The 22,992-nt window shown below is 70.7% G+C and carries 17 protein-coding genes; 10 read left to right on the top strand and 7 right to left on the bottom strand.

Annotated features, from left to right (window positions below; all coding sequences use genetic code 11):
• The first annotated feature begins 77 nt into the window (after window positions 1-77).
• The 7 genes from ACWD2L_RS33800 (at window position 78) to ACWD2L_RS33770 (ending at window position 9,473) form a co-directional block, all read left to right on the top strand.
• Window positions 78-1,532 carry a sensor histidine kinase gene (locus ACWD2L_RS33800; protein WP_351342342.1) on the top strand — a complete coding sequence of 485 codons (1,455 nt, stop codon included), beginning with the start codon at window positions 78-80 and terminating at the stop codon, window positions 1,530-1,532.
• A gap of 496 nt (window positions 1,533-2,028) precedes the next feature.
• Complete coding sequence (locus tag ACWD2L_RS33795; protein ID WP_351342368.1) at window positions 2,029-2,688, top strand: response regulator transcription factor; 660 nt, start codon at window positions 2,029-2,031, stop codon at window positions 2,686-2,688.
• A gap of 250 nt (window positions 2,689-2,938) precedes the next feature.
• Window positions 2,939-4,885 (top strand): 2-oxoacid:acceptor oxidoreductase subunit alpha, encoded by a 1,947-nt coding sequence (locus ACWD2L_RS33790; protein WP_351342340.1) that lies wholly within the window; start codon window positions 2,939-2,941, stop codon window positions 4,883-4,885.
• Window positions 4,878-5,963 carry a 2-oxoacid:ferredoxin oxidoreductase subunit beta gene (locus ACWD2L_RS33785; RefSeq protein WP_351342339.1) on the top strand — a complete coding sequence of 362 codons (1,086 nt, stop codon included), beginning with the start codon at window positions 4,878-4,880 and terminating at the stop codon, window positions 5,961-5,963. Before ACWD2L_RS33790 ends, ACWD2L_RS33785 begins: the two co-directional genes overlap by 8 nt.
• A 192-nt stretch (window positions 5,964-6,155) precedes the next feature.
• On the top strand, window positions 6,156-7,169 hold the full coding sequence (gene rarD, locus ACWD2L_RS33780; RefSeq protein WP_351342337.1) for an EamA family transporter RarD: 1,014 nt from the start codon (window positions 6,156-6,158) through the stop codon (window positions 7,167-7,169).
• On the top strand, window positions 7,166-7,615 hold the full coding sequence (locus ACWD2L_RS33775) for a VOC family protein (RefSeq protein ID WP_351342336.1): 450 nt from the start codon (window positions 7,166-7,168) through the stop codon (window positions 7,613-7,615). Before rarD ends, ACWD2L_RS33775 begins: the two co-directional genes overlap by 4 nt.
• Window positions 7,616-7,874: 259 nt before the next feature.
• Window positions 7,875-9,473, top strand: a complete 1,599-nt coding sequence (locus ACWD2L_RS33770) for an SLC5/6 family protein (protein ID WP_351342334.1) — start codon at window positions 7,875-7,877, stop codon at window positions 9,471-9,473.
• 22 nt (window positions 9,474-9,495) lie between these two features.
• On the opposite strand, the gene ACWD2L_RS33765 is transcribed toward ACWD2L_RS33770, so the two are convergent.
• The 4 genes from ACWD2L_RS33765 to ACWD2L_RS33750 form a co-directional block, all read right to left on the bottom strand.
• Window positions 9,496-10,365, bottom strand: a complete 870-nt coding sequence (locus tag ACWD2L_RS33765; RefSeq protein ID WP_351342332.1) for an ABC transporter permease — start codon at window positions 10,363-10,365, stop codon at window positions 9,496-9,498.
• Window positions 10,352-11,308, bottom strand: a complete 957-nt coding sequence (locus tag ACWD2L_RS33760) for an ABC transporter ATP-binding protein (RefSeq protein ID WP_351342330.1) — start codon at window positions 11,306-11,308, stop codon at window positions 10,352-10,354. The genes ACWD2L_RS33765 and ACWD2L_RS33760 overlap by 14 nt, the downstream gene beginning before the upstream one ends.
• A gap of 66 nt (window positions 11,309-11,374) precedes the next feature.
• The gene (locus tag ACWD2L_RS33755; protein WP_351342328.1) at window positions 11,375-12,625 is read right to left on the bottom strand and encodes a LolA family protein; all 1,251 of its coding nucleotides are present in this window, start codon (window positions 12,623-12,625) and stop codon (window positions 11,375-11,377) included.
• A gap of 334 nt (window positions 12,626-12,959) precedes the next feature.
• A complete protein-coding gene (locus tag ACWD2L_RS33750; RefSeq protein ID WP_351345868.1) occupies window positions 12,960-13,970 on the bottom strand; it encodes a polyprenyl synthetase family protein in 1,011 nt (336 codons plus the stop codon).
• A gap of 215 nt (window positions 13,971-14,185) precedes the next feature.
• On the opposite strand from ACWD2L_RS33750, the gene ACWD2L_RS33745 reads away from it, so the two are divergent.
• Together ACWD2L_RS33745 and ACWD2L_RS33740 are read left to right on the top strand one after the other, a co-directional pair.
• The gene (locus ACWD2L_RS33745; RefSeq protein ID WP_351345871.1) at window positions 14,186-15,682 is read left to right on the top strand and encodes a peptide MFS transporter; all 1,497 of its coding nucleotides are present in this window, start codon (window positions 14,186-14,188) and stop codon (window positions 15,680-15,682) included.
• A gap of 9 nt (window positions 15,683-15,691) precedes the next feature.
• Window positions 15,692-17,701 carry a CocE/NonD family hydrolase gene (locus ACWD2L_RS33740; RefSeq protein WP_351345874.1) on the top strand — a complete coding sequence of 670 codons (2,010 nt, stop codon included), beginning with the start codon at window positions 15,692-15,694 and terminating at the stop codon, window positions 17,699-17,701.
• 163 nt (window positions 17,702-17,864) lie between these two features.
• Here the strand turns inward: ACWD2L_RS33740 and ACWD2L_RS33735 are convergent, their stop codons facing one another.
• From ACWD2L_RS33735 to ACWD2L_RS33725, 3 genes are all read right to left on the bottom strand, one after another.
• On the bottom strand, window positions 17,865-18,668 hold the full coding sequence (locus ACWD2L_RS33735; RefSeq protein ID WP_351345829.1) for an HAD family hydrolase: 804 nt from the start codon (window positions 18,666-18,668) through the stop codon (window positions 17,865-17,867).
• A gap of 164 nt (window positions 18,669-18,832) precedes the next feature.
• Window positions 18,833-20,035 (bottom strand): FAD-dependent oxidoreductase, encoded by a 1,203-nt coding sequence (locus tag ACWD2L_RS33730; protein ID WP_351345827.1) that lies wholly within the window; start codon window positions 20,033-20,035, stop codon window positions 18,833-18,835.
• A 27-nt stretch (window positions 20,036-20,062) separates the two neighbouring features.
• Window positions 20,063-21,304 (bottom strand): carboxylate--amine ligase, encoded by a 1,242-nt coding sequence (locus tag ACWD2L_RS33725; protein ID WP_351345832.1) that lies wholly within the window; start codon window positions 21,302-21,304, stop codon window positions 20,063-20,065.
• A gap of 246 nt (window positions 21,305-21,550) precedes the next feature.
• Here ACWD2L_RS33725 and fahA point away from each other — a divergent pair, with 246 nt between their 5' ends.
• Window positions 21,551-22,867, top strand: coding sequence for a fumarylacetoacetase (gene fahA / locus ACWD2L_RS33720; RefSeq protein WP_351345825.1), 1,317 nt, complete (start codon window positions 21,551-21,553; stop codon window positions 22,865-22,867).
• The last annotated feature ends 125 nt before the right edge of the window (window positions 22,868-22,992 follow it).

Below are 22,992 nucleotides of genomic sequence, written 5' to 3'. Positions count from 1 at the left end.
CCGAGAAAGCAGAGCGACGGCTCCCCCGGCGGGCCTCAGCAGCCCCGAGCAGACCCGAGCAGAACGGACGGACACCGATGGCCACGCACCAGTACGGATATCGCGAGCAGAGCGACGCGCCGGCGTATTCGTCCACGAACTCGTCCGCGTACTCGTCCTCCTACGAGGACCGCGGCTACGACTCGGACTCCGGCCGCGGCTACGACCACGACGGCGGTCGCGGCGCCGGTTCCGGCCCCCGCCGGGGTCTGCGGCGGCTGCCGGCCGGGCTGCGGGCGCCGATCGAGGGGCGGGCGTGGCGGGAGTTCGGGTATCTGATGCTCAGCCTGCCGCTCAGCATCATCGGGTTCGTGTGGGCCGTGACGATGACCTCGCTGGGTGTGGGCCTGCTGATCACGTTCATCGGGGTCCCGGTGCTCGCGGCGGCGCTCGCCGGGTCGCGCGGGCTCGGGGCGCTGGAGCGGGTGCGGGCGCGCGGGCTGCTCGGCGTCGAGGTCGGTACGCCGGAGCCGCTGCGGCCGCGCACGGGCGGGCCGATGGGATGGGTGGGGGCGACGCTCAAAAGCGGCGTCTCGTGGCGGCATCTGCTGTACGGGGTGCTGCACATGCCGTGGGCGGTGTTCGGGTTCGCCGTGGGGCTGAGCTTCTGGGCGACCGGCTGGACGATGCTCACGTATCCGGTGTGGCGGTGGGTGTTCCCCACGTACGTGGGGCAGGACGGGATTCAGTTGTACGGCGACTCCGGCCACGCCGTGTATCTGGACAACCCCTTCGAGATCACGGTGACCGCGGGGCTCGGGCTGCTCGTCACGCTGGCCACGCCGTGGGTGATCCGGGCGCTGACGACGGTGGACCGGCTGATGGTGGTGGGGCTGCTCGGCCCCTCGCGGCTCCAGTCGCGCGTGGTGGAGCTGGAGTCGGACCGGGGCGTCGTGGCCGACACGGCGGCGGCCGACCTGCGCCGCATCGAGCGCGATCTGCACGACGGGGCGCAGGCCCGCCTTGTCAACCTGGCCATGGACCTCGGGGTGGCCAAGGAGAAGCTCGGCGAGGACCCGGCGACGGCGGCGCGCATGGTGGACGAGGCGCACGGCGAGGTGAAGACGGCGCTGCAGGAGTTGCGGGACCTGGCGCGCGGGATCCATCCGGCGGTGCTCACGGACCGGGGGCTCGACGCGGCGTTGTCGGCGGTGGCGTCGCGGTGTGCGGTGCCGGTGCAGGTGGAGGTCGACCTGGCGGAGCGGCCGGCGCCGGCCATCGAGGGCATCGCCTACTTCACGGTGTCCGAGCTCCTGCGGAACGTGAGCGAGCACAGCCGGGCCACGCGGGCGATGGTCGACGTGTGGCGGTCGCAGGACCGGTTGATGGTGCAGGTGTACGACAACGGGAGCGGCGGAGCGGTGGCCTCCGGCGGTTCGGGGTTGGCGGCGCTGGCCGGGAGGCTCGACGCGGTCGACGGAATCTTGGTGGTCGAGTCGCCCGAGGGTGGGCCGACGCGGGTGACGGCGGAGCTGCCGTGGCGTCGGGCCTGACACGGGGTTGAGCCCCCGGTCACCCTCGCCCGGCCCCGCGGCCTTCGCCGCACCGTGGCCGGGCCCCTTGGCTGCCGTCGCGCCGCACCGTGGTGCCGCCTTGCCCACCCTGCCGCCCAAGGCGGCAGATTGCCCAGGCGGGACGGCACCTTTTGCCCAGGCGGGACGGCACCATTTACCCAAGGCGGGACGGCACCATCAAGCCCGAGCCGGCAAATCAAGCCCTGCCGGCGGGCAATCAAGCCCCGTCGGCGGACAATCAAGCCCCGCTTGTGGACGAGAGCCCGCGGGGTCCGGGGCGGAGCCCCGTGACGTGGGAACGGCCGGCCGCCACCACGCGGGGCGCCAAAGCACCCACCCGCACCCCCCACCCGCACATTGCCCCACGCACACCCCCCGATCCTGGAATGCTGGGGGCATCAGGATCGATCGATCCCGGCGCGCACCGTGCCGGGACGCTCGTGCGGCTGGGGGGCCTAAGAACGTGGAGGACAAGGTGCGGGTCGTCATCGCAGAGGATTCGGTGCTGCTGAGGGAGGGCCTGACCCGCTTGCTCACGGACCGCGGACACGAGGTCGTCGCGGGCGTCGGCGACGGGGAAGCGCTGGTCAAGACCATCATCGAGCTGGCGGAACTGGCACAGCTGCCGGACGTGGTCGTCGCGGACGTGCGGATGCCGCCGACGCACACGGACGAGGGCGTGCGCGCCGCGGTGCGCCTGCGGGCCCGGTTCCCCGACCTCGGGGTGCTGGTCCTGTCGCAGTACGTGGAGGAGCAGTACGCCACGGAACTGCTCGCCGGATCGAGCCGTGGCGTCGGGTACCTGCTCAAGGACCGGGTCGCCGAGGTCCGGGAGTTCGTGGACGCGGTGGTGCGGGTCGCCGAGGGCGGCACCGCGCTCGACCCCGAGGTCGTCGCGCAGCTGCTCGGCCGCAGCCGTAAGCAGGACGTGCTGGCGAAGCTCACGCCGCGCGAGCGCGAGGTGCTCGGGCTGATGGCGGAGGGGCGTACGAACTCGGCGATCGCCCGGCAGCTCGTGGTGAGCGACGGCGCGGTCGAGAAGCACGTCAGCAACATCTTCCTGAAGCTGGGACTGTCCCAGAGTGACGGGGATCACCGCCGCGTACTGGCGGTCCTGACCTACCTCAATTCATGAACATCTGACACCCTGTCAGATACCGCGAGCACCGTAGGGCGCCACAGAACCATCGACCGACCGAGCGCGTCTCCACAGGGGAACCACCCAGGGGAATCCCCACACAAATCGGGGCGACCCGCCGTCTCATTTGGCGGTCCACCATGCGAATCGCCTCAGGAAGGCACCCCTTACAGACGTAGGGTGGGGCTGTGGTAGGGCCGGTGGGCCGGCCGTGCCCGCACAGCCGCCTCGAGGGAGGTCCAGTTCAGTGACCAGCCAGGTCAATAGCACCACCGAGCAGGCCGACGGGACCGACAGCGCTGTTGTCGGCGGGCAGCGCACGTCGGCGGGACAATCGAGCAAGGACGTACGGCGTGTGGACCGGGTGATCATCCGGTTCGCGGGTGACTCCGGTGACGGCATGCAGCTCACGGGCGACCGCTTCACTTCGGAGACCGCGTCGTTCGGCAACGATCTCTCCACGCTGCCGAACTTCCCGGCCGAGATCCGCGCCCCCGCAGGAACGCTGCCGGGCGTGTCCTCCTTCCAGCTGCACTTCGCCGACCACGACATCCTCACGCCGGGCGACGCGCCGAACGTACTGGTGGCGATGAACCCGGCCGCGTTGAAGGCGAACATCGCGGACGTGCCGCGCGGCGCCGAAGTCATCGTGAACACCGATGAGTTCACCAAGCGGGCGATGCAGAAGGTGGGTTACGCGGACAGCCCCCTGGAGGACGGGTCGCTCGACGGGTATCACGTGCACCCGGTGCCGCTGACGACGCTGACCGTCGAGGCGCTGAAGGAGTTCGAGCTCTCGCGCAAGGACGCGGGCCGCTCGAAGAACATGTTCGCGCTCGGCCTGCTGTCGTGGATGTACCACCGGCCGACCGAGGGCACGGAGAAGTTCCTCAAGGCCAAGTTCGCCAAGAAGCCCGAAATCATGAAGGCGAACCTGGCGGCGTTCCACGCGGGCTGGAACTTCGGCGAGACGACCGAGGACTTCGCGGTCTCCTACGAGGTCGCGCCCGCCTCCACCGCCTTCCCGACCGGCACGTACCGCAACATCTCCGGGAACCTGGCCCTCTCGTACGGGCTGATCGCGGCCTCGAAACAGGCGGACCTGCCGCTGTACCTGGGCTCGTACCCGATCACGCCGGCGAGCGACATCCTGCACGAGCTCAGCAAGCACAAGAACTTCGGCGTGCGCACCTTCCAGGCCGAGGACGAGATCGCCGGGATCGGCGCCGCGCTCGGCGCGGCCTTCGGCGGCAGCCTGGGCGTCACCACGACGAGCGGCCCCGGCGTCGCTCTCAAGTCCGAGACCATCGGGCTCGCCGTGTCGCTCGAACTCCCCCTCCTCGTCATCGACATCCAGCGCGGCGGCCCCTCTACCGGGCTGCCGACCAAGACCGAGCAGGCGGACCTGCTCCAGGCCATGTTCGGGCGCAACGGCGAGGCCCCGGTCCCGGTCGTCGCACCGAAGACCCCGGCCGACTGCTTCGACGCGGCACTCGAAGCCGCCCGGATCGCGGTCACCTACCGCACCCCGGTCATGCTGCTCTCGGACGGCTACCTGGCCAACGGCTCGGAACCGTGGCGCATCCCCGAGGTCGACGAACTCCCGGACCTGCGCGTCCAGTTCGCCTCCGGCCCGAACCACACCACCGAGGACGGCACCGAGGTCTACTGGCCGTACAAGCGCGACCCGCAGACCCTCGCCCGCCCGTGGGCGATCCCCGGCACGCCGGGCCTCGAGCACCGCATCGGCGGCATCGAGAAGCAGGACGGCACGGGCAATATCTCGTACGACCCGGCCAACCACGACTTCATGGTCCGCACCCGGCAGGCGAAGATCGACGGCATCGACGTGCCCGACATCGAGGTCGACGACGCCACCGGCGAGGCCCGCACGCTCGTCCTCGGCTGGGGCTCGACGTACGGCCCGATCACGGCCGCGGTGCGCCGCCTGCGCACCGCCGGTGAGCACATCGCGCAGGCCCATCTGCGCCACCTCAACCCGTTCCCGCGGAATCTGGGCGAGGTCCTGAAGCGTTACGACCAGGTGGTGATCCCCGAGATGAACCTCGGCCAGCTCGCCACGCTCGTACGGGCGAGGTATCTGGTGGACGCGCACAGCTACAACCAGGTCAACGGAATGCCGTTCAAGGCTGAGCAGCTCGCCACCGCTCTCAAGGAGACCATCGATGGCTGAGACGACCACTGAGGCAAGCGGGGACAGCGCGGACACGCTTCTGTCGCTGGTCCCCAAGGCCGAGGCCAAGCAGTCCATGAAGGACTTCAAGTCCGACCAGGAAGTGCGCTGGTGCCCCGGCTGCGGCGACTACGCGGTCCTCGCCGCCGTGCAGGGCTTCATGCCCGAGCTCGGCCTGGCGAAGGAGAACATCGTCTTCGTCTCCGGGATCGGCTGCTCGTCCCGCTTCCCGTACTACATGAACACGTACGGGATGCACTCCATCCACGGCCGTGCCCCGGCCATCGCGACCGGACTCGCCTCCTCCAGGCGGGACTTGAGCGTGTGGGTCGTGACCGGTGACGGCGACGCGCTGTCCATTGGCGGCAACCACCTCATCCACGCGCTGCGGCGCAATGTGAACCTGAAGATCCTGCTGTTCAACAACCGGATCTACGGACTCACCAAGGGCCAGTACAGCCCGACATCCGAGGTCGGCAAGATCACCAAGTCGACGCCGATGGGTTCGCTCGACGCGCCCTTCAACCCGGTGTCGCTCGCGATCGGCGCCGAGGCGTCCTTCGTGGCGCGCACCGTCGACTCCGACCGCAAGCACCTCACGTCGGTGCTCCGGGCGGCCGCCGACCACCAGGGCACGGCGCTCGTCGAGATCTACCAGAACTGCAACATCTTCAACGACGGCGCCTTCGAGGTCCTCAAGGACAAGCAGCAGGCCGAGGAAGCCGTCATCCGCCTCGAACACGGGCAGCCGATCACCTTCGGGGCCGAGGCCTCGAAGGGCGTCGTGCGCGACGCGGCCACCGGCGACCTCAGGATCGTGCCGGTCACGGAGGAGAACAAGGCGGACATCCTGGTCCACGACGCCCACACGGCGTCCCCGACCACGGCCTTCGCGCTCTCCCGGCTCGCCGACCCCGACACCCTGCACCACACCCCGATCGGCGTCCTGCGCGATGTCGAACGGCCCGTCTACGACGTGCAGATGGGCGACCAGCTCGACGCCGCGATCGAGCGGGACGGCAAGGGCGAACTGGGCGCACTGCTCGCCGGCGGCGACACCTGGACCGTCGCGGGCTGAGCACCCCGCGGACGCACGAAGAGGTCCGGACGCGGAGTACCGCGTCCGGACCTCGCGCGTTTCCCGGACCTCGCACGTTCCACGGCGCGGGCGTCAGGACCGTATGGCGATACGGGCATGACGGGCGGGGCCCGGCGGGGCTACCTTCGTGGGGGCCGCCGCTGGGCTGCCGTGTGTCACGAGGGAGGGTTCATGCAGGACGGAGCGGGCGCGGCACCCGACGGGCGGGACGAGAGCCGGAAAGAGGCGCGCACCGGGCTCCTCAACGGGTTCGCGGCGTACGGGATGTGGGGCCTCGTCCCCCTGTTCTGGCCGCTGCTCAAGCCCGCGGGCGCCGTGGAGGTGCTGGCCCACCGGATGGTGTGGGCGCTGGTCGTCGTCGGCATCGCGCTGCTCTTCGTACGGAAGTGGGACTGGGCGCGCGAGCTGATCCGGCAGCCGAAGCGGCTGGGGCTCGTCACGATCGCCGCGACCGTCATCACCATCAACTGGGGCGTCTACATCTGGTCCGTGAACTCCGGCCATGTCGTCGAGGCCTCCCTCGGGTACTTCATCAACCCGCTCGTCTCGATCGCGCTCGGCGTCCTGCTGCTGAAGGAGCGGCTGCGGCCCGCGCAGTGGGCGGCCGTCGGGACCGGCGTCGTCGCCGTCCTGGTGCTCGCCGTCGGGTACGGGCAGCCGCCGTGGATCTCGCTGGTGCTCGCGTTCTCGTTCGGCACGTACGGGCTCGTGAAGAAGAAGGTGAACATGAGCGGCCTGGAGTCGCTCGCCGCCGAGACCACCGTGCAGTTCCTGCCCGCACTCGCCTACCTGCTGTGGCTGGGGGCGCAGGGCCGCTCGACCTTCGGGACGGAGGGAGTGGGACACGCCGCGCTGCTCGCGTCGTCCGGGCTCATCACGGCCCTTCCGCTGGTGTGCTTCGGCGCGGCGGCGATCCGGGTGCCGCTGTCGACACTGGGGCTCCTTCAGTACCTGACGCCCGTCTTCCAGTTCGTGCTGGGCGTCTGGTACTTCCACGAGGCGATGCCCGCCGAGCGGCTGGCCGGCTTCTCCCTGGTGTGGCTGGCGCTCGCCGTTCTGACCTGGGACGCGCTGCGCACGGCGCGGATCAACCGGACCCGACTGGCCGAGGCGGCGGCAGAATCGGCGCGCCAAACGCCAACTTCCGCCCCGGCGGAGGAAGTTCGGCCTATAACTGGTGCATGACCCTGCACTGGAAGCTCGTCGTGGACGCCGCCGATCCGCACACACAGGCCGAGTTCTGGGCGGCCACCCTCGGCTACGAGATCGAGGACAACGCCGCACTGATCGAGCGGCTCCTCGGGTTCGGCGCCGTGGCCGAGGCCGACACCGTGACACGGTGGGAGCGCCGGTCCTTCCGCGACCTGGTCGCCGTCCGCCACCCTGACGACCCGGTGGACGCGGACACCGGCACCGGGCTCGGCCGCCGGATCCTGTTCCAGCGGGTGCCCGAGGCCAAGGAAGGCAAGAACCGGCTGCACATCGACGTACACACACAGGCCGGGCAGCGGGCGGCCGAGGCCGAGCGGCTCACCGGTCTCGGCGCGCGCCTCCTGAACGAGGTGAAGGGGCAGGGCGGGGAGTGGCTGCTGATGGCCGACCCCGAGGGGAACGAGTTCTGCCTGCACTGACCCGGCGCGTACCCGGCGCGTACCGGGCCGACCGGTCGGCGGCCCGTCCGGTCACCAACTCTTCGCCGAATCCCCTCCGTTCGACTCTCAGCGCTCCTCCTAACCGCCAGTAACCTGTGGTCGACCCTACGGGCGGTCGATGCCCACGTCGCGTCCCGCCCGCGACTGAAGCAACTTGTTCTGCTCCTGGAGGAGCCTTGACCTACGGACGCCTCCTGGGCGCCACCGGCCCGCGCCCGGACCACGGGGACGGTGCGTGATGGGGGACTTCAACGGCAGCCTCACCGTCGCCCTGCTCCTGTTCCTTCTCTTCATCGGCGCCTGCCTGTTCCTGTCGATGTGGGCCAGCCCCGACCTCCGCGTCGGGGACGAGTTCTTCCGCGTCGGCGAGGGCAACCGACTCGGGGCCCGCCTGATCGGGCTCGCCTACGCCGGTGACATCGCGAACGCCGCCGCGATCATGTTCCTCGTCGGGGTCGTGGCCGTGGCCGGCGGCGACGGTGTGGCCGTCGCCACGTGCGCCGCACTCTCACCGCTCCTGATGCGGCAGTGGCTGGCGAAGCGCCTCGCGGGCATCGGCGGGCGGTCGTTCGGCGAGACCGTCACCCGTCATCTGCCCCCGGGGCCCGGCCGCCGTGCCGCCGGCGTCGCCCTGCTCACCGCGACGGTGCCGCTGATCACCGCCCAGTTGCAGCCCATCGGCGACACGGCCCGGATGGTCGGCATCGACGACCTCGCGACCCGGCAGATCCTCATCGTGCTGATGGGTGCCCTGATCGTCGCCTGCGCGGCGATCGGCGCCACTCGGGGCGCGACCGTGCTGCAGCTCGTCAAGATCGGCGGGCTGATGCTCATCGCCCCGATCCTCGCGCTCCTGGTCGTGATCAGGTTCAGCGGGGACTTCGGCGCGCTGGTCAACGCCGCCGACCGGCACCGGAGCGGATCGGCCGGCTTTCTGGAGATGGGCCAGCTCTTCGGCAACGGCCCCATCGGATTCATCGACCTCGCCGCGTTCTGCTCCTGCGTACTGACGGGCGCGGCCTTCATGCCGTACCTCATCGCGCGCTTCACCGACGCTCCGCATCCGCGCGCCGCCCGCCGCGTCGCGGGCGTGGGCTTCGCCGTCATCGCCCCGCTGTGCGCCCTGGCGGCCCTCATCGGCGTCGGCGCGGCGGCCCTCGTGCCCCAGAAGGACCTCGTGTCCCAGGGGCAGTTCGGCGGAAACATCATCACCCGCCTCGCCATCGCCCTGGACGGCTCGGAGGACGGGCTCGGCAAGTGGCTGCTGTTCGGGCTCTGCACCACCTTCCTGACGGTCCTCGCGGCCGCCTCCGTCCTCCTGCTGTCCACGGCCGCCTCCGTCGTCCGCGACCTCGGCGCCGGCGGCCCGGTGGCCAAGCCGGAAGGGCTCAAGGCCGACGGCACGACGAGCATCAGCGCGGGCCGCGCCCGCCTCACCATGAGCATCGTCGGCGGGGTGAGCATTCTGCTCGCCGCCCTCACTCCCGACGTCAGCCCGATGTTCTGGCTGGTCCTGTCCTACACGGTGACGACCTCGTCGGTCCTCCCGCTCGTGATCCACTCGCTGCGCAGCGACCGCCCCATGTCCGCGGCGGCCATGAAGCGCTGCGTCTACGGGAGCACGGCGGCGATCCTGGTCGCCACCTTCTTCTCCCCCTCGGTCTCGGGAAACCCGTACGCGGTCTTCCCCGGCCTGGACTGGAGCTTCTGGCCGTTCTACTCCTCGGTCCTGGTGAGCGCCCCCGTCGGCTTCCTCCTCGCCCGCCCCCGGCGTGGCGACCAGCCGCCGCGGAACGCCGCCCGGTCCGAGACCCCGTATCCCACCAGGACCGTCTGACCGACACTGTCCGCTGCGCGGTTCACGACGTGATGTCCTTCGCCGTGAACCGCGCCCACGCCGCGGAGCCGAACACCGCCGCGTACAAGGCCTGCAGTTCGAGGTTCTTGACCACGTCGTCCCAGTACACCGGCGCGCGCATCAGGTCGGCGAAGGACAGCCACTGGTGCGAGAACAGATAGGGCTGGATCGCGTGCAGCTGCGGGATCTGGTCGAGGATCTGGACGGTGATCAGCAGGCCCACCGTCGTCGCCATCGCCGCGATGCCGCTGCCGGTGAGCGTCGAGACGAACAGGCCGACGGCCGCGATACCGACCAGGGACGCCGCGACCACCAGCGCGATCAGGAACGCGCGCCACAGCCCTTCGCCGAAGCCGATCCGCGTGCCGGAGATGGTGACCACGTCGCCGAGCGGGAACAGCAGCATCCCGGTGAGGAGCGCGGAGACCGCCACCACCAGCGTCGCGAGCAGGCAGAAGGCGAGCACCGTCGCGTATTTGGTGAGCAGCAGACGGGTCCGGCCCGCGGGGGCGACGAGCAGATAGCGCAGCGTCCCGGAGCTCGCCTCGCCCGCCACGGCGTCGCCCGCGACGACGCCGACCGACATGGGCAGGAAGAACGGGAGCGTCGCGGCGAGCGCGGTGAACACCAGGAACAGGCCGTTGTTGGTGATCTGCGCGATGAACGCGGGACCGCCGCCTCCGCCCGCCGACCCGTCCCCGCCCGTCTCGATCTTCACGGCGACACCGATCAGGATCGGCACACCGGCGAGGACCGCGAGCAGGGCGAGCGTGCGCCAGCGGCGCAGGGTCACGGTCAGCTCGCTGCGCAGCAGCCCGAACGTCCACAAGGCCTTCGGCCGGGGCGCCTCAAGCGTCTCAACCCGCGACATCGAAGCCCTCCCCCGTCAGCGCGACGAACGCGTCCTCCAGCGAGGCCCGCTCGACGCCGAAGCCGCGCACGCGCACGCCCGCGGTGACCAGTGCCGTGTTCAGTTCCGCCACGTCCATTTCGGGAGGGGGTGGTTCGGCCGTGACCCGCTCGTCCTCCGTTTCGAGGACGGTCAGCCCGTGCTCCTTGAGGACGCGCGCGGCGTCGGCCGGGTCCGGGGTCGTGACGGCGAGCTTTCCGCGTACGCCCGCGGCCAGTTCGGCGACGGGCCCCTGAGTCAGGAGGCGGCCCTTGGCCATCACCGCGGCGTGCGTACAGACCTGCTCGATCTCGTCGAGAAGGTGCGAGGAGAGAAAGACGGTCGTGCCGTCGGAGGCCAACTCCCGTACCAGGCTTCTGATCTCCCGCATGCCCTGCGGGTCGAGCCCGTTCGTCGGCTCGTCGAGGACGAGCAGCCGGCGCGGTGTGAGCAGGGCCGCGGCAAGGCCGAGCCGCTGCTTCATGCCGAGCGAGTACGCCCTGGCCTTCTTGCCCGCCGCCGCCTCCAGGCCCACCCGGTCGAGGGCCTGTTCGACCCGCGCCCTGCGGGTGCGGGGGTCGGCGGTCGGGTCGGCGGAGTCGTAGCGCAGCAGGTTGTCCCGGCCGGTGAGGAAGCCGTACAGGGCGGGCCCCTCGATCAGCGCGCCCACCTGCGGCAGCACGGTCGACGCCGCGCGCGGCATGGAGTGGCCGAGGACTCGGGCAGCGCCCGAGGTCGGCTCGATCAGCCCCATCAGCATCCGGATGGTGGTCGTCTTGCCGGAGCCGTTCGGCCCGAGGAAGCCGAAGACGGCGCCCTGCGGGACGCTCAGACTGAGCCCGTCGACGGCGAGCTGCCCGCCCCGGTACCGCTTGCTGAGCTCCCGCGTCTCGATGGCCGGATCCGTGACCGGTTGCTCCTCCATGCCCCTCCTCCGCATACGGGTGAGGGGGTGGTGCGCACCACCCCCTCACCGTGAACCACCGCTGAATCAGCCCGCGTTGGCCGCCTTCACCAGCGCGTCCTTGGTGACCGCACCGGCGTACGCCTTCCCGTCCTCGGTGACCAGTACGTTCACGAGGCGGGTCGAGTAGACGGTCCCGGAGCCGAACTCGCCCTTCACCTGGTCACCCAGCGAGCTCAGGAACTTCTGCGCGTCGGGCGGCATCTCGGCCGAGCCCTTGCCCGCGGCCAGGCCACCGGCCTCCTTCGGCAGCTTCAGCTCGGCGATCGAGGTCCAGCCCTTGCCGATGACGTTCAGGTCGTCGAGGCCGCCGGCCTTGAGGTCCTTGGCCTTGAGGTCCTCGGGTGTGGCCCCCCGCTCGTTGCGCTGCGCCTTCGCGACGTCGTCCGCCTCGGTGACCTTCGTGCCCTTCGACGGCTTGAAGTCGAAGGTGGAGGCGGCCGGCTTCGCGAAGTCGACCTTGGTGAAGCCCGCGTCGACCACGGCCGCGCCGCCGCCCGCCGGGGTCAGGCTGAACTTGAGCGGCGTGCCGGTCTTCGCGTCCACGGACACGGTGATCGCGCCGACCGTCGAACCGGACTGCTTCGGCTTGATCTGCAACCGGTACGCGTCCCGGCCCGCGACCTGCGAGGTCCCGTCGACGGTGAACGACGTGGTGTCGCCGCCTGCCTTGAGGACCTCGTCCGTGAGCTCCTTCGGCGTGGCGGGAACGCCCTTCGGGGCCTTCTTCGCGTGGTCGCCCGAGCTGCCGTGGTCCGCGCCCTGCTTCTGCTTCGCGTGGTACGCCTCGTCCGACTTGCTGTCGTAGGCCCACACGTCGTCGCCGTTGTGGATCACGCTGTACTCGGACGTGTCGTCGAGCACCGACAGCTTCTGCCGGTCCGCGCCGTCCGCCGCGACGCGCAGCGTGTGCGAACCGGTGGCCAGCTCGGTCAGCTTCGACTGCGGGTCGGCCGATGAGCCGCCCTCGCCGCCACCCTCGCTGCCGCCACCCATCAGGCCGCCGCCCGCGGCGCCGCCGACGGAGGGCAGGCCCAGGTCCGTGTTGATCTTCACGGTGCCGGAGAGCTGCTCGGTGTCCGACTTGGCGATCTTCTCGATGAGCTGTCGCGCTGTGACCTTCGGAAGGTCCGGGTCGCCCGAGCTGGCGAGCGCCGGAACGAGCCCGATCGTCGCCGCGGCCACCCCCACCACGGCCACGGGGACCGCGTAGCGGAAGACCTTCCGCCGCCCGGCGCCCTCGGTGTCTCCGTTGTCTTCGGATGCGTACGGTGCCATGTTCTTGCCCTACCTCCGTGATCGGCGGCGGCTTACCGTCCTGTGCACTCGTCCAGTCTGCGTCCACCCCGAGCCGCCATTCTCACCCGGATTGGTCTGGGATGGTGTACCCAATCTGACCAAACCGGCCACAAGGAAGCGTCAGACCCCGGGATCAACTCCGCGTACGCCTACGGGATGACACACAGCGGCGGCGTCTCCCCCGCCCCTTAGGGGAGACGCCGCCGACCGAGGTACGTGGCCCGGGCCCCGAGGTCACAGCTGCCCGAAGGGGCCACGCCGCCCACGGTGTTGAGGCGCGGGGTCCGGGGCAGAGCCCCGCGACCGGCGGAGGTCAACCCGCCCGATGCACCACCGCATCGCACAACTCCACCAACGCCACCTTCGCCTCACACTCCCGCAACGGCGCCAACACCGCCCTCGCCTCCTCCGCGAAGCGCACCGTGTCACGCCGCGCCTGCTCCAGCGCCGGATGCCCCCGCAACCGCGCGACCGCCTCGGCGAGCCGCTCGTCGTCCCCGAGGTCCGAGTCCAGGAGCTCGACCAGCTCCTTGTCCTCGGCGAGCCCGAGCCGCTCGGCCCGTTCCCGCAACCGCAGGACCGGCAGCGTGGCGATCCCCTCACGCAGATCCGTCCCGGGCGTCTTCCCGGACTCGTGCGAGTCGGACGCGATGTCGAGCACGTCGTCGGCGAGCTGGAAGGCGACGCCGAGCCGCTCCCCGTACTGGGTGAGCACATCCACCACGGTCTCGTCGGCCCCGGACATCATCGCGCCGAAGCGGCACGCCACGGCGATGAGCGAGCCGGTCTTCCCGCTGAGCACGTCCAGATAGTGGTCGACCGGGTCCCGCCCGTCGGCCGGTCCGGCCGTCTCCAGGATCTGGCCGGTGACGAGCCGCTCGAACGCCTCCGCCTGGATCCGGACGACGTCCGGGCCGAGGTCGGCGAGCGTGTGCGACGCGCGCGCGAAGAGAAAATCGCCGGTGAGGACGGCCACCGAGTTGTCCCAGCGCTGGTTGGCGCTCGGCACCCCGCGCCGTACGTCCGCCTCGTCCATCACGTCGTCGTGGTACAGCGTCGCGAGGTGGGTGAGCTCGACGCCGACGGCGGAGGGCACGATCCCCGGCGCGTACGGGTCGCCGAACTGGGCCGCGAGGGTCACGAGCAGCGGCCTGAACCGCTTGCCACCGGCGCGTACCAGATGCTGGGCGGCCTCCGTGATGAAGGGAACCTCGCTCTTGGTGGCTTCGAGCAGTCCCTCCTCGACAGCCGCCAATCCGGCCTGGACATCGGCTTCGAGAGCCTGGTCCCGCACGCTAAGACCGAAAGTCCCGACGACGGTCACGAGTGGGTCTCCTGTCTGCTGACGATCACATGGCGAACTCGGTCGATCAGTCGGTCGATGACACGGTTTGTCGATGTGTCGCTGCCATCACTCAAGTCAGCGTATCCGGTCGCGTTTCGATCACAGGTGGCGCCCGCCCGAACACCCCGGACCAGGCGGCCTCGCGACACCACCGGTATGTTCTTGATCAGCACAGACGACCTGGAGTACGTACTTTGTCCCGCACCGAGACCGACACGGGCAGCACACCGCCCCCTGAGGACGACACGGCCTTCTTCGGCCAGCCAAAGGGCCTGCTCACCCTCTCCGGCCTGGAGGTCTGGGAACGGTTCTCGTTCCTCGGCATGCAGGCCATCCTCGTCCTGTACTTCGCCGACACCGTCGCGCACGGCGGCATGGGCATGGACCCCGGCAACGCGGCCTCGGTCTCGGCGGCGTACGGCACGCTCGTCTACCTCGTCTCGGTCGCGGGCGGCTGGCTCGCCGACCGGATCCTCGGCTCGTACCGCGCCGTCCTGCTGGGCGGCATCCTCATCGCCTGCGGACATTACTCGATGGCGGTGCCCACGCCCACGATGACGTGGGTCGGGCTCGGCCTGATCAGTGCCGGTACCGGCCTGCTCAAGCCGAATGTCGCCTCGATGGTCGGCAAGCTGTACCGGACCGCCGACGAACGCCGCGACGCCGGCTTCGCGCTCTACTACATGGGCATCAACATCGGCGCGTTCGCGGGACCGCTGATCACCGGCTGGCTCGGCGACCACAAGGGCTGGCACTGGGGCTTCTCCGCCGCCGCCGTCGGCATGACGTTCGGCCTGATCCAGTACGTCGCGGGCCGCCGTCACCTGGCCGGGCGCACGGACGCCGCCGAGTACGCGCTGCCGCCCGAGGGGATGCGCCGGGCGGTGCGGCTGATGATCGTGGGCGCGGTCGTGGTGGCCGCCGTCGCGGTGGCCCTGGCCCTGGCCGGGTGGCTGACGATGGGCCGCTTCGTCGACGTCCTCACGTACATCTCGGTGATCGCGCCGATCGTGTACTTCGTGGTGATGTTCAGGAGCCCCCGGGTCACGGCGGAGGAACGCGGCCGCCTCAAGCCCTACCTGGTCCTCTTCATCGCCTCCGTCGCCTTCAACTTCATCCTGTTCCAGGCGTACTCGACGATGATGCTGCTGGCCGCCTCGAACGCCGAGTCGACCATCCTCGGCTTCGACTTCCCCACCAGCTGGTACGCCTCCGCGCTCGGCGCCTTCGAGGTGGCGCTGGCCCCCGTCGTGGCGGGCCTGTGGGTGCGGATGGGCAAGCGCCAGCCGCACGCCTCCAACAAGATCGCGATCGGCGTGATCCTGGGCGGCCTGTCGTTCGTGCTGATGGCGCTGCCGACGTCCGGCCACAGCGGTGACACGTACAAGATGGCGGCCTGGTGGATCGTCGGCTCGTACCTGCTGCTCGGGCTCGGCGACATCCTCGTCGAGACGTCCGGCATGTCGGCGACGACCAAGCTCGCCCCGAAGGCCTTCGCCAGCCAGACCATGTCGCTCTGGTTCCTCTCGCTCGCACTCGCGAACGGAATCCAGGCCCAGGTGGTCAAGGTCTACGGCGAGGTCTCGACCCCCGCCTACTTCGGCGTCAACGGCGCGATCGCGGTCGCGGTCGGTATCGCCGTGATCGCCCTGGCGCCGTGGCTGCGCCGCACCATGCACCCCGTTCACTGAGGTACTCCCATGAGCCCTGCTTCCCCCCACATCCGATCCGAGTTCCCGTACGGAACGGTCCGCGAGGACATCCGCGTACCCCTGTCCGACGGGACGACGCTCTTCGCCCGCGTATGGCGCCCGGTGACGGACGATCCCGTGCCGGTGCTCCTGGAGTACCTCCCCTACCGGACCTCCGACTGGACGGCGCCGCGCGACTGGCAGCGGCACCCCTGGTACGCGGGTCATGGCTACGCCTCCGTACGCGTGGACGTGCGCGGGCACGGCAACAGCGAGGGCATGCCGACCGACGAGTACTCCGAGACGGAGCTCGCCGACGGCGTGGAGGTCGTGAACTGGCTCGCCGCGCAGCCCTGGTCGTCCGGCAAGGTCGGCATGTTCGGCATCTCCTGGGGCGGCTTCAACTCCCTCCAGATCGCGGCCCTCGCCCCCGAGCCGCTGAAGGCGATCGTGACCGTCTGCTCGGCGGACGACCGCTACGACAACGACGTGCACTACATGGGCGGCTCCGTGCTCGCCGTCGACATGCACGCGTGGGCGGCGACGATGCTCGCGTTCGTGTCGCGACCGCCGGACCCGAAGTACGTGGGCGACGGCTGGAAGGACATGTGGACGAAGCGCCTCGACGCCGTCGACCCGTTCATCCACACCTGGCTCGACCACCAGACCCGCGACGACTACTGGCGGCACGGCAGCGTCTGCGAGGACTACTCCGCGATCAAGGCGGGCGTGCTCGCGGTCGGCGGCTGGCACGACCCGTACCGGGACACGGTGCTGCGCCTCGCCGAGCACCTCCCGGCCGAGCAGATGCGCGGCATCATCGGCCCCTGGTCGCACCAGTACCCGGACCGCGGCCTGCCGCCGGGCCCGGCCATCGGCTTCCTCCAGGAGACGCTGCGCTGGTGGGACCACTGGCTCAAGGGCGAGGACACAGGGGTCATGGCCGAGCCCAAGCTCCGCTCCTGGATCAGCGACTCGCACCCGCCGGCCACCGTCTACGACCGGCTGCCGGGCCACTGGGTCGGCGACACGTCATGGCCCTCGCCGAACGTCTCCCCCCTCTCGTACGCACTTCAGGGCCCGCCCCAGCTCGTGCGTTCGCCGCAGCACACCGGCCTGGACGCGGGCCGCTTCTTCCCGTTCGGGAACGATGCGGATCTGCCGCCCGACCAGCGGGAGGAGGACGCGAAGTCGGCGTGCTTCGAGTTCGAGGTGCCGCAGGACGTACGGGTACTCGGCAGGCCGCGCGTGACGCTGCGGCTGACGTGCCCGGTGGAGCGCGGGCAGGTCGTGGCGCGGGTGTGCGACGTGGCGCCGGACGGCTCCTCGACGCTCGTGACGCGCGGCGTCCTCAACCTGTCCTCCCGGCATGGTCGTTCCGAGAACGTGCCGTGGGAGCCGGACACCACGGAGGATGTCACCTTCGAGCTGAACGGCATCGGCCACGCCTTCCCGGCGGGACACCGCATCCGGCTCGCGGTCTCGTCCGCGTACTGGCCGTGGATCTGGCCCCAGCCGGGTTCGGAGGCCGGATTCACGCTCGACCCGGTGGGCAGCGCGCTCGAACTTCCCGTACGGAGCGGTGGGCCGGGCGCGGACATCACCTTCGCCGAACCGGAGCAGTCCGAGCCTCTCGGCGTCGTCTACCCGGAGACACTGGAGGGGCCGCGGCCCGAGCGGCTGGTCGTACGGGACGTGGCCGAGGGCGAGTGGAAGCTGGAGGTCGACCCGCGCTACGGCGGCACGCGTCTGTACCCGGACGGCCTGGAGTTCACCGAGGACGCGCTGGAGACGTACGTCATCAACGAGTCCGACCCGCTGTCCGCCCGCACCCGCTCCGACTGGACGATCCGCCTGCATCGCCCGGACACGGGCTGGGACGCGAAGGTCACCACCCGCTCCGAAATCACCTGCACGGACCGGGAGTTCATCACGTCCAGCGAGGTGATCTGCCGCGACGGCGAGGAAGTCGTCTTCCACCGCACATGGGAGCGACGGATCCCGCGCACGGCGGGGTGAGAGGCCTCCCGAAGGTCCTGCCGGACGGGCCTGCTCAATCGCCGCAGGGGCTATAAATAGCCCCTGCGGCGATTGAGGCGCGTCTTTCAAGCCCCGATCTTTCAAGCCCCGCCGGCGATTGAGGCGCGGGGTCCGGGGCGGAGCCCCGTGGCCGGGGGACGGGTTACCGGTAGAGGCGGTCGAGGACCTCCGCCACCCCGTCCGCCTCGTTCGACGAAGTCACCTCGTCGGCGACCGCCTTCAGCTCAGGATGCGCATTGGCCACCGCCACCCCCCGCCCCGCCCACACGAACATCGGCACGTCGTTCGGCATGTCACCGAACGCGATCGTCTCACCGGCCCCCACCCCCAACCTCCGCGCCGCGAGACTCAGCCCCGTCGCCTTCGTCACCCCACGCGGCTGCAGCTCCACCGTCCCGGGCCCGGACATCGTGACGGTCGCGAGCGGCCCCACCGCGGCCCTCGCCACCGCCGCCAACGCGTCGTCGGACAGCGACGGATGCCGCAACAGCACCTTGCTGATCGGCCGCTCCCAGAGCGCCGCCCGCCCCCGCACCCGTACCGCGGGCAGCGTCGGATGCGGCATGAGGTAGCCGGGCTCGATGAGCGTGAGGCCCTCCACCCCGTCCTGGTCGACGGCCGCGTACACCTGACCGACCTCGGCCTCGATCTTCCCGAGGGCCTGCTCGGCGAGGTCCCGGTCGATCGTCAGCGACCACAGCAGCCGGTCCGCCACGCCGTCGTACAGCTGCGCCCCCTGCGCGCACACGGCGAGCCCGCTCCCGCCGAGGTCGTCGAGGATCGGCTTCACGCGGGGCGCGGGCCGCCCCGTCACCACGATGTGCCGCGCGCCCGCGGCGACGGCCGCCGCCAGGGCGTCGCGGGTCCGGTCGGAGACCGTGTCGTCGCCGCGCAGCAGCGTGCCGTCCAGGTCAGTGGCGATGAGTGCATATGCGGGTGCGGGCATGATCCGAAGAATACGGACCGGCCGCGCCCCCGAGCCGTCGAGTACCGGCCACCCTGGCGAGGAACGGCCGGTCACGACGCGGTGATGTCATCTGTTCGGGTTACTTCCCGACAGGGTCAACCGGGTTGAGCACACCGGTAGTTGTCGGTGACACCGGCACCGCCTCACCCGTGCGCCGACGCCAGATGCCCGGCGAGCCGGGGCGAGGCGAACTCCGTGCCGCAGACGAAGCGCATGACGGGACCGTACGAGGATCCGCCCAGCATCCCGGTGAAGTACAGGCCGGGAACGGACGACACATACCCGGCGCCGAGCCGCGGCGTACCCCGGCTGGAGGCGAGCCGCGTGCGCAACCCCTCCCCCAGGAACGGCATCGCCGCCAGGTCCACCCGGTACCCCGTCGCCCCGATGACATGGTCGGCGGACAGGTCGGCGGCGCGGCCGCCTAGCGTCCGCACGCCCAGGACGGGCACGCCCCGGGACACCGTCACCCGCTCGATCCCCGCGATGTCCCGCACCGCGACCTTGCCCTCGAACCGCTCCTTCAGCCACCACGCGCCCAACGGTCCGAGCACCCGCCTGACCAGGAAGTGCCGTGCCTGCGGCGGGAGATGGCGGTACGGGTGCGGGTAGTACGTGAGCGCGTACAACGACCACGCATTGCCGAACGGGGTCTCCGGGCGGAACCTCGGCTGCTGCCACGGCGGCGCCCCGAAGCGGACCCGGCCCCTGCCGCGCGCGACCACCGTCACGCTCGCGCCCGCCTCCGCCGCGAGCGCCGCCGTCTCCAGGGCGGACTGGCCCGCCCCGACGACGATCAGCTCCTTGCCCGCGAACCGGGACAGGTCGTGGTGCTGCGCGCTGTGCGAGACCGGGCCCGTGGGGGCGGGTCCGTCCGGCACGGCCGCGGTGAACTCCCCCGGCAGGTACTCAAGTCCTGACAGGCCGGTGGCGACGACCACCGCCCGCGCCGTGAACTGCTCGCCCGAGTCCAGCTTCAGCTCGAAGCCCTCGCGCCCGCGCCGGTCCACGGAGACCACCCGCACCCGCTCCAGGTCGGGCACCAGCTTCTTCTGGAACCAGTCGCCGTACGCCACGAACGTGTCGGCGGATATCAGGTCCTCGTCCGTGACGAGGCGCTTGATCCCGGCCGCGTCGCAGTAGTCGACCAGCTTGTGTCCGCGCTGCGGCGCGTCGATGTTCGACGCGGACGGCACGGACTTGAGGATCATGCCTTCGGGCATGTGCGAGCGCCAGCTCACCATGGGTTCCCCGAAGACCCTGACGGGTATGTCGCGCGCCCTCAAGTGCGCCGCGGTGGACAGGCCGTAGGGGCCCGCCCCTATGACTGCTACCGGATGATTCACGAAGCCCCTCCCCAGGACGACGACGCGTCATCTACTTCGGCTGCCGCGGCGGTTGGTCCGCCACAGCTGGTACAGATGCCTCGCCCCGGGCCGTACGAGCCGGGCGAGCATCGTGAAGAACGGCCGCGGATCGTCGGCCGCCCACCACGCCAGCTCCGTGCCGCTCGCGCGGGACGGGGCGTGCGGGGTCGTATAGCCGCTGCGCCGGTACGCCAGCAGGGCCGGCAGGTCGATGTTCTCGACGACGTAGCGGTGTCCCGCCCGCTGTTCCCCCTCCGGAACGGTGCGGCCGGTGAGTGCGAGGTGCATGGCACGGACGACATCGACGCCCGCCTCGTTCTCGAAGAGGCGGAACTGGGCGCCCATCCGCGGATTGAAGTCGAGCAGCTTGTACTGTCCGTCGCGCCGGTCGAAGCGCAGGTCGAGGTCGATGATTCCGGTGAAACCGATCTGTTTGATGAAACGTGCGGCGACGTCCGCGAGTTCCGGATTGTCGACGACGTACGCGTTCGCCGTCATGCCCGCGTGCGGCGGCCAGGAGCGGACCTTGACCCCGGTGAACATCGCGAGCGGCGTGGAGTCCTGGTCGAAGTACGCGTGCACGATCCAGTCCTCGGCGTCCTCGCGCGGCAGGTACTCCTGGAGGATCACTCCGGGCTCCTCGCCCCAGTCCAGGGCGAGTTGACGCAAGTCCTCCGGGGTCGCGATCCTCGTGGTCCCGTTGACGGCGGGCCGCGAGCGGCGGGTGAACGCCTCCCGGTTCTTCGCCACGACCGGAAACCGGGCCTTCAGCGCGAACTCCTCGATGTCCGCGTACGAGGCCGGGAACGCGGCCGTCGGCGACGGGATGCCGTGCTCCACGCACAGTTCGTGCAGGCCCTGCTTGCTCGCGAGGCGGCGCGGCAACTCCCGCTCCACCCGCGGGAAGAGCAGGCCCGCACCGGCGAGCGGGTCCTGGTGCTCGGCGATGAGGACCGCGGCCTCCTCGTCGGTCGGGATCAGCACCGTCGGCCGGCCGATCCGGCGGGCGACGCGCAGCAGTCCTTCGACGAGCCGCTCAGGTCCCTCCGTCCCCGTCGTGCGCCACGGAAAGGCCCGGCACAGATAGCGCGAGGCCGCGGCGGGCGTGTACCGGTCCTCGGTGATCGCGTACATCGGCACGCCGAGCCGCCCCAGGCTGCGGATCGCGCCCACCCCTCCGTGGTGCAGCGGGTAGTCGCCGAACTTCACGATCAGGCCCGGGACATCACGGTCCACGGCGAACGGCACGCTTCCGGCACTGCTGACACTCCCGGCGCTCCCGGCCACGGGTCCCCCCACGTGTCCCCCCTCGGACCCGGACCTTGAATACGGGGCCTCAGCCCCGTCCGTGCCCACCGGACAATGACGCTAAGCCGGAACCCACCACTCCATCAACGGGTCATTCGGACATTGCGAACTCTTTAGGCACTGCCGCTCACCGGCACCTCCCACGTAACGTGTGGCGCACCCGAATGGAAAGCGAGGCCCGCAGGCATGGCACCCGCAGGCACCTCCGAGTCCGCGTACGCGTCCGAGCACACCCCGCTCGACGGTCTCGACCCACTCGACCTCCCAGAAAGCCACCCCTTCGGCCCGCACAACCTTCCGTACGGAGTCTTCTCCCTGGGGGACGACACCTCGGGCGACGCATCAGGCGCCTCGGGTGACCGCGGGCGCTCGGTGGGTGTCCGGATCGGGGACCACGTCCTGGACGCGGGCGCCGCCGCCGCGGCCCTCGGCTCCCCGTACGTCACGGTCCTGGCCCGCCCGAGCCTCAACTCCCTGCTGGCCGCCGGTCGTACGACCTGGTCGGACGTGCGCCGCGCCCTGACGGCCTGGGTCACGGTCCCGGCCCACCGCGAGGCCGTCCGCCCCTTCCTGCACCCCCTCTCCTCGGTCACCCTGCACCTCCCGTTCGAGGTCGCGGACTACGTCGACTTCTACGCTTCCGAGAACCACGCCTCGAACCTCGGCCGGCTCTTCCGTCCCGACGAGGAGCCGCTGAAGCCCAACTGGAAGCACCTTCCGGTGGGTTACCACGGCCGCTCCGGCACGGTCGTCGTCTCCGGCACGGACGTGGTGCGGCCCTCGGGCCAGCGCAAGGCCCCGGCCGACGCGGCCCCGGTCTTCGGCCCGTCCGTCCGCCTCGACATCGAGACGGAGGTCGGCTACGTGGTCGGCGTCCCGTCACGGCAGGGCACCTCGGTACCGCTGACGGGGTTCCGGGACCACGTCTTCGGCCTCTGCCTCCTCAACGATTGGTCTGCGCGCGACATCCAGAACTGGGAGACGGTGCCGCTCGGCCCGCATCTCGGCAAGTCGTTCGCGACGTCGATCTCCGCGTGGATCACGCCACTTGAGGCCCTGGACGCGGCCCGTGTGCCCCCGCCGGAGCGGACGGTGCCGCTGCTGCCGTACCTGGACGACACGGGTGCGGACGCCGCCGACGAACCGGCCGGCTACGACCTCCACATCACGGTCACCCTCAACGGCCAGGTCATCTCCGAACCCCCCTTCTCCGGTATGTACTGGACGGGCGCCCAGATGCTCGCCCATATGACGGTGGGCGGCGCCTCCCTGCGCACCGGCGACCTCTACGGCTCGGGCACGATCAGCGGCACGGAGGACAACGAGCGCGGCTCCCTCATCGAGATCACCTGGAACGGCCAACAGCCCCTCGACCTCCCCACCGGCAAACGCGGCTTCCTGGAAAACGACGACGTAGTCACCCTCACCGCCTGGGCCCCCGCCCCGTCCGACTCCCGCATCCACCTGGGCGAGGTCACGGGCCGCATCGTGGCTGGGGCCTGACGCCGGCGCCGCGGCACCGCCTAAAAGATCGGGGCTCTGCCCCGGACCCCGCGCCTCAATCGCCGGCGGGGCTTGATCTATCAAGCCCCGCCGGCGATTGAGGCGATCTTTCAAGCCCCTGCGGC

The organism is Streptomyces sp. NPDC002754 (genome assembly GCF_053592315.1).
This window is presented reverse-complemented; position numbering and strand designations above follow the sequence as displayed.

Excerpts from the sequence above, each read along its gene's own strand:
- ACWD2L_RS33800 (WP_351342342.1), top strand. The coding sequence starts at position 78 with ATGGCCACGCACCAGTACGGATATCGCGAGCAGAGCGACGCGCCGGCG.
- ACWD2L_RS33785 (WP_351342339.1), top strand. The coding sequence starts at position 4,878 with ATGGCTGAGACGACCACTGAGGCAAGCGGGGACAGCGCGGACACGCTT.
- rarD (WP_351342337.1), top strand. The coding sequence starts at position 6,156 with ATGCAGGACGGAGCGGGCGCGGCACCCGACGGGCGGGACGAGAGCCGG.
- ACWD2L_RS33775 (WP_351342336.1), top strand. The coding sequence starts at position 7,166 with ATGACCCTGCACTGGAAGCTCGTCGTGGACGCCGCCGATCCGCACACA.
- ACWD2L_RS33770 (WP_351342334.1), top strand. The coding sequence starts at position 7,875 with ATGGGGGACTTCAACGGCAGCCTCACCGTCGCCCTGCTCCTGTTCCTT.
- ACWD2L_RS33765 (WP_351342332.1), bottom strand. The coding sequence starts at position 10,365 with ATGTCGCGGGTTGAGACGCTTGAGGCGCCCCGGCCGAAGGCCTTGTGG.
- ACWD2L_RS33760 (WP_351342330.1), bottom strand. The coding sequence starts at position 11,308 with ATGGAGGAGCAACCGGTCACGGATCCGGCCATCGAGACGCGGGAGCTC.
- ACWD2L_RS33755 (WP_351342328.1), bottom strand. The coding sequence starts at position 12,625 with ATGGCACCGTACGCATCCGAAGACAACGGAGACACCGAGGGCGCCGGG.
- ACWD2L_RS33740 (WP_351345874.1), top strand. The coding sequence starts at position 15,692 with ATGAGCCCTGCTTCCCCCCACATCCGATCCGAGTTCCCGTACGGAACG.
- ACWD2L_RS33735 (WP_351345829.1), bottom strand. The coding sequence starts at position 18,668 with ATGCCCGCACCCGCATATGCACTCATCGCCACTGACCTGGACGGCACG.
- fahA (WP_351345825.1), top strand. The coding sequence starts at position 21,551 with ATGGCACCCGCAGGCACCTCCGAGTCCGCGTACGCGTCCGAGCACACC.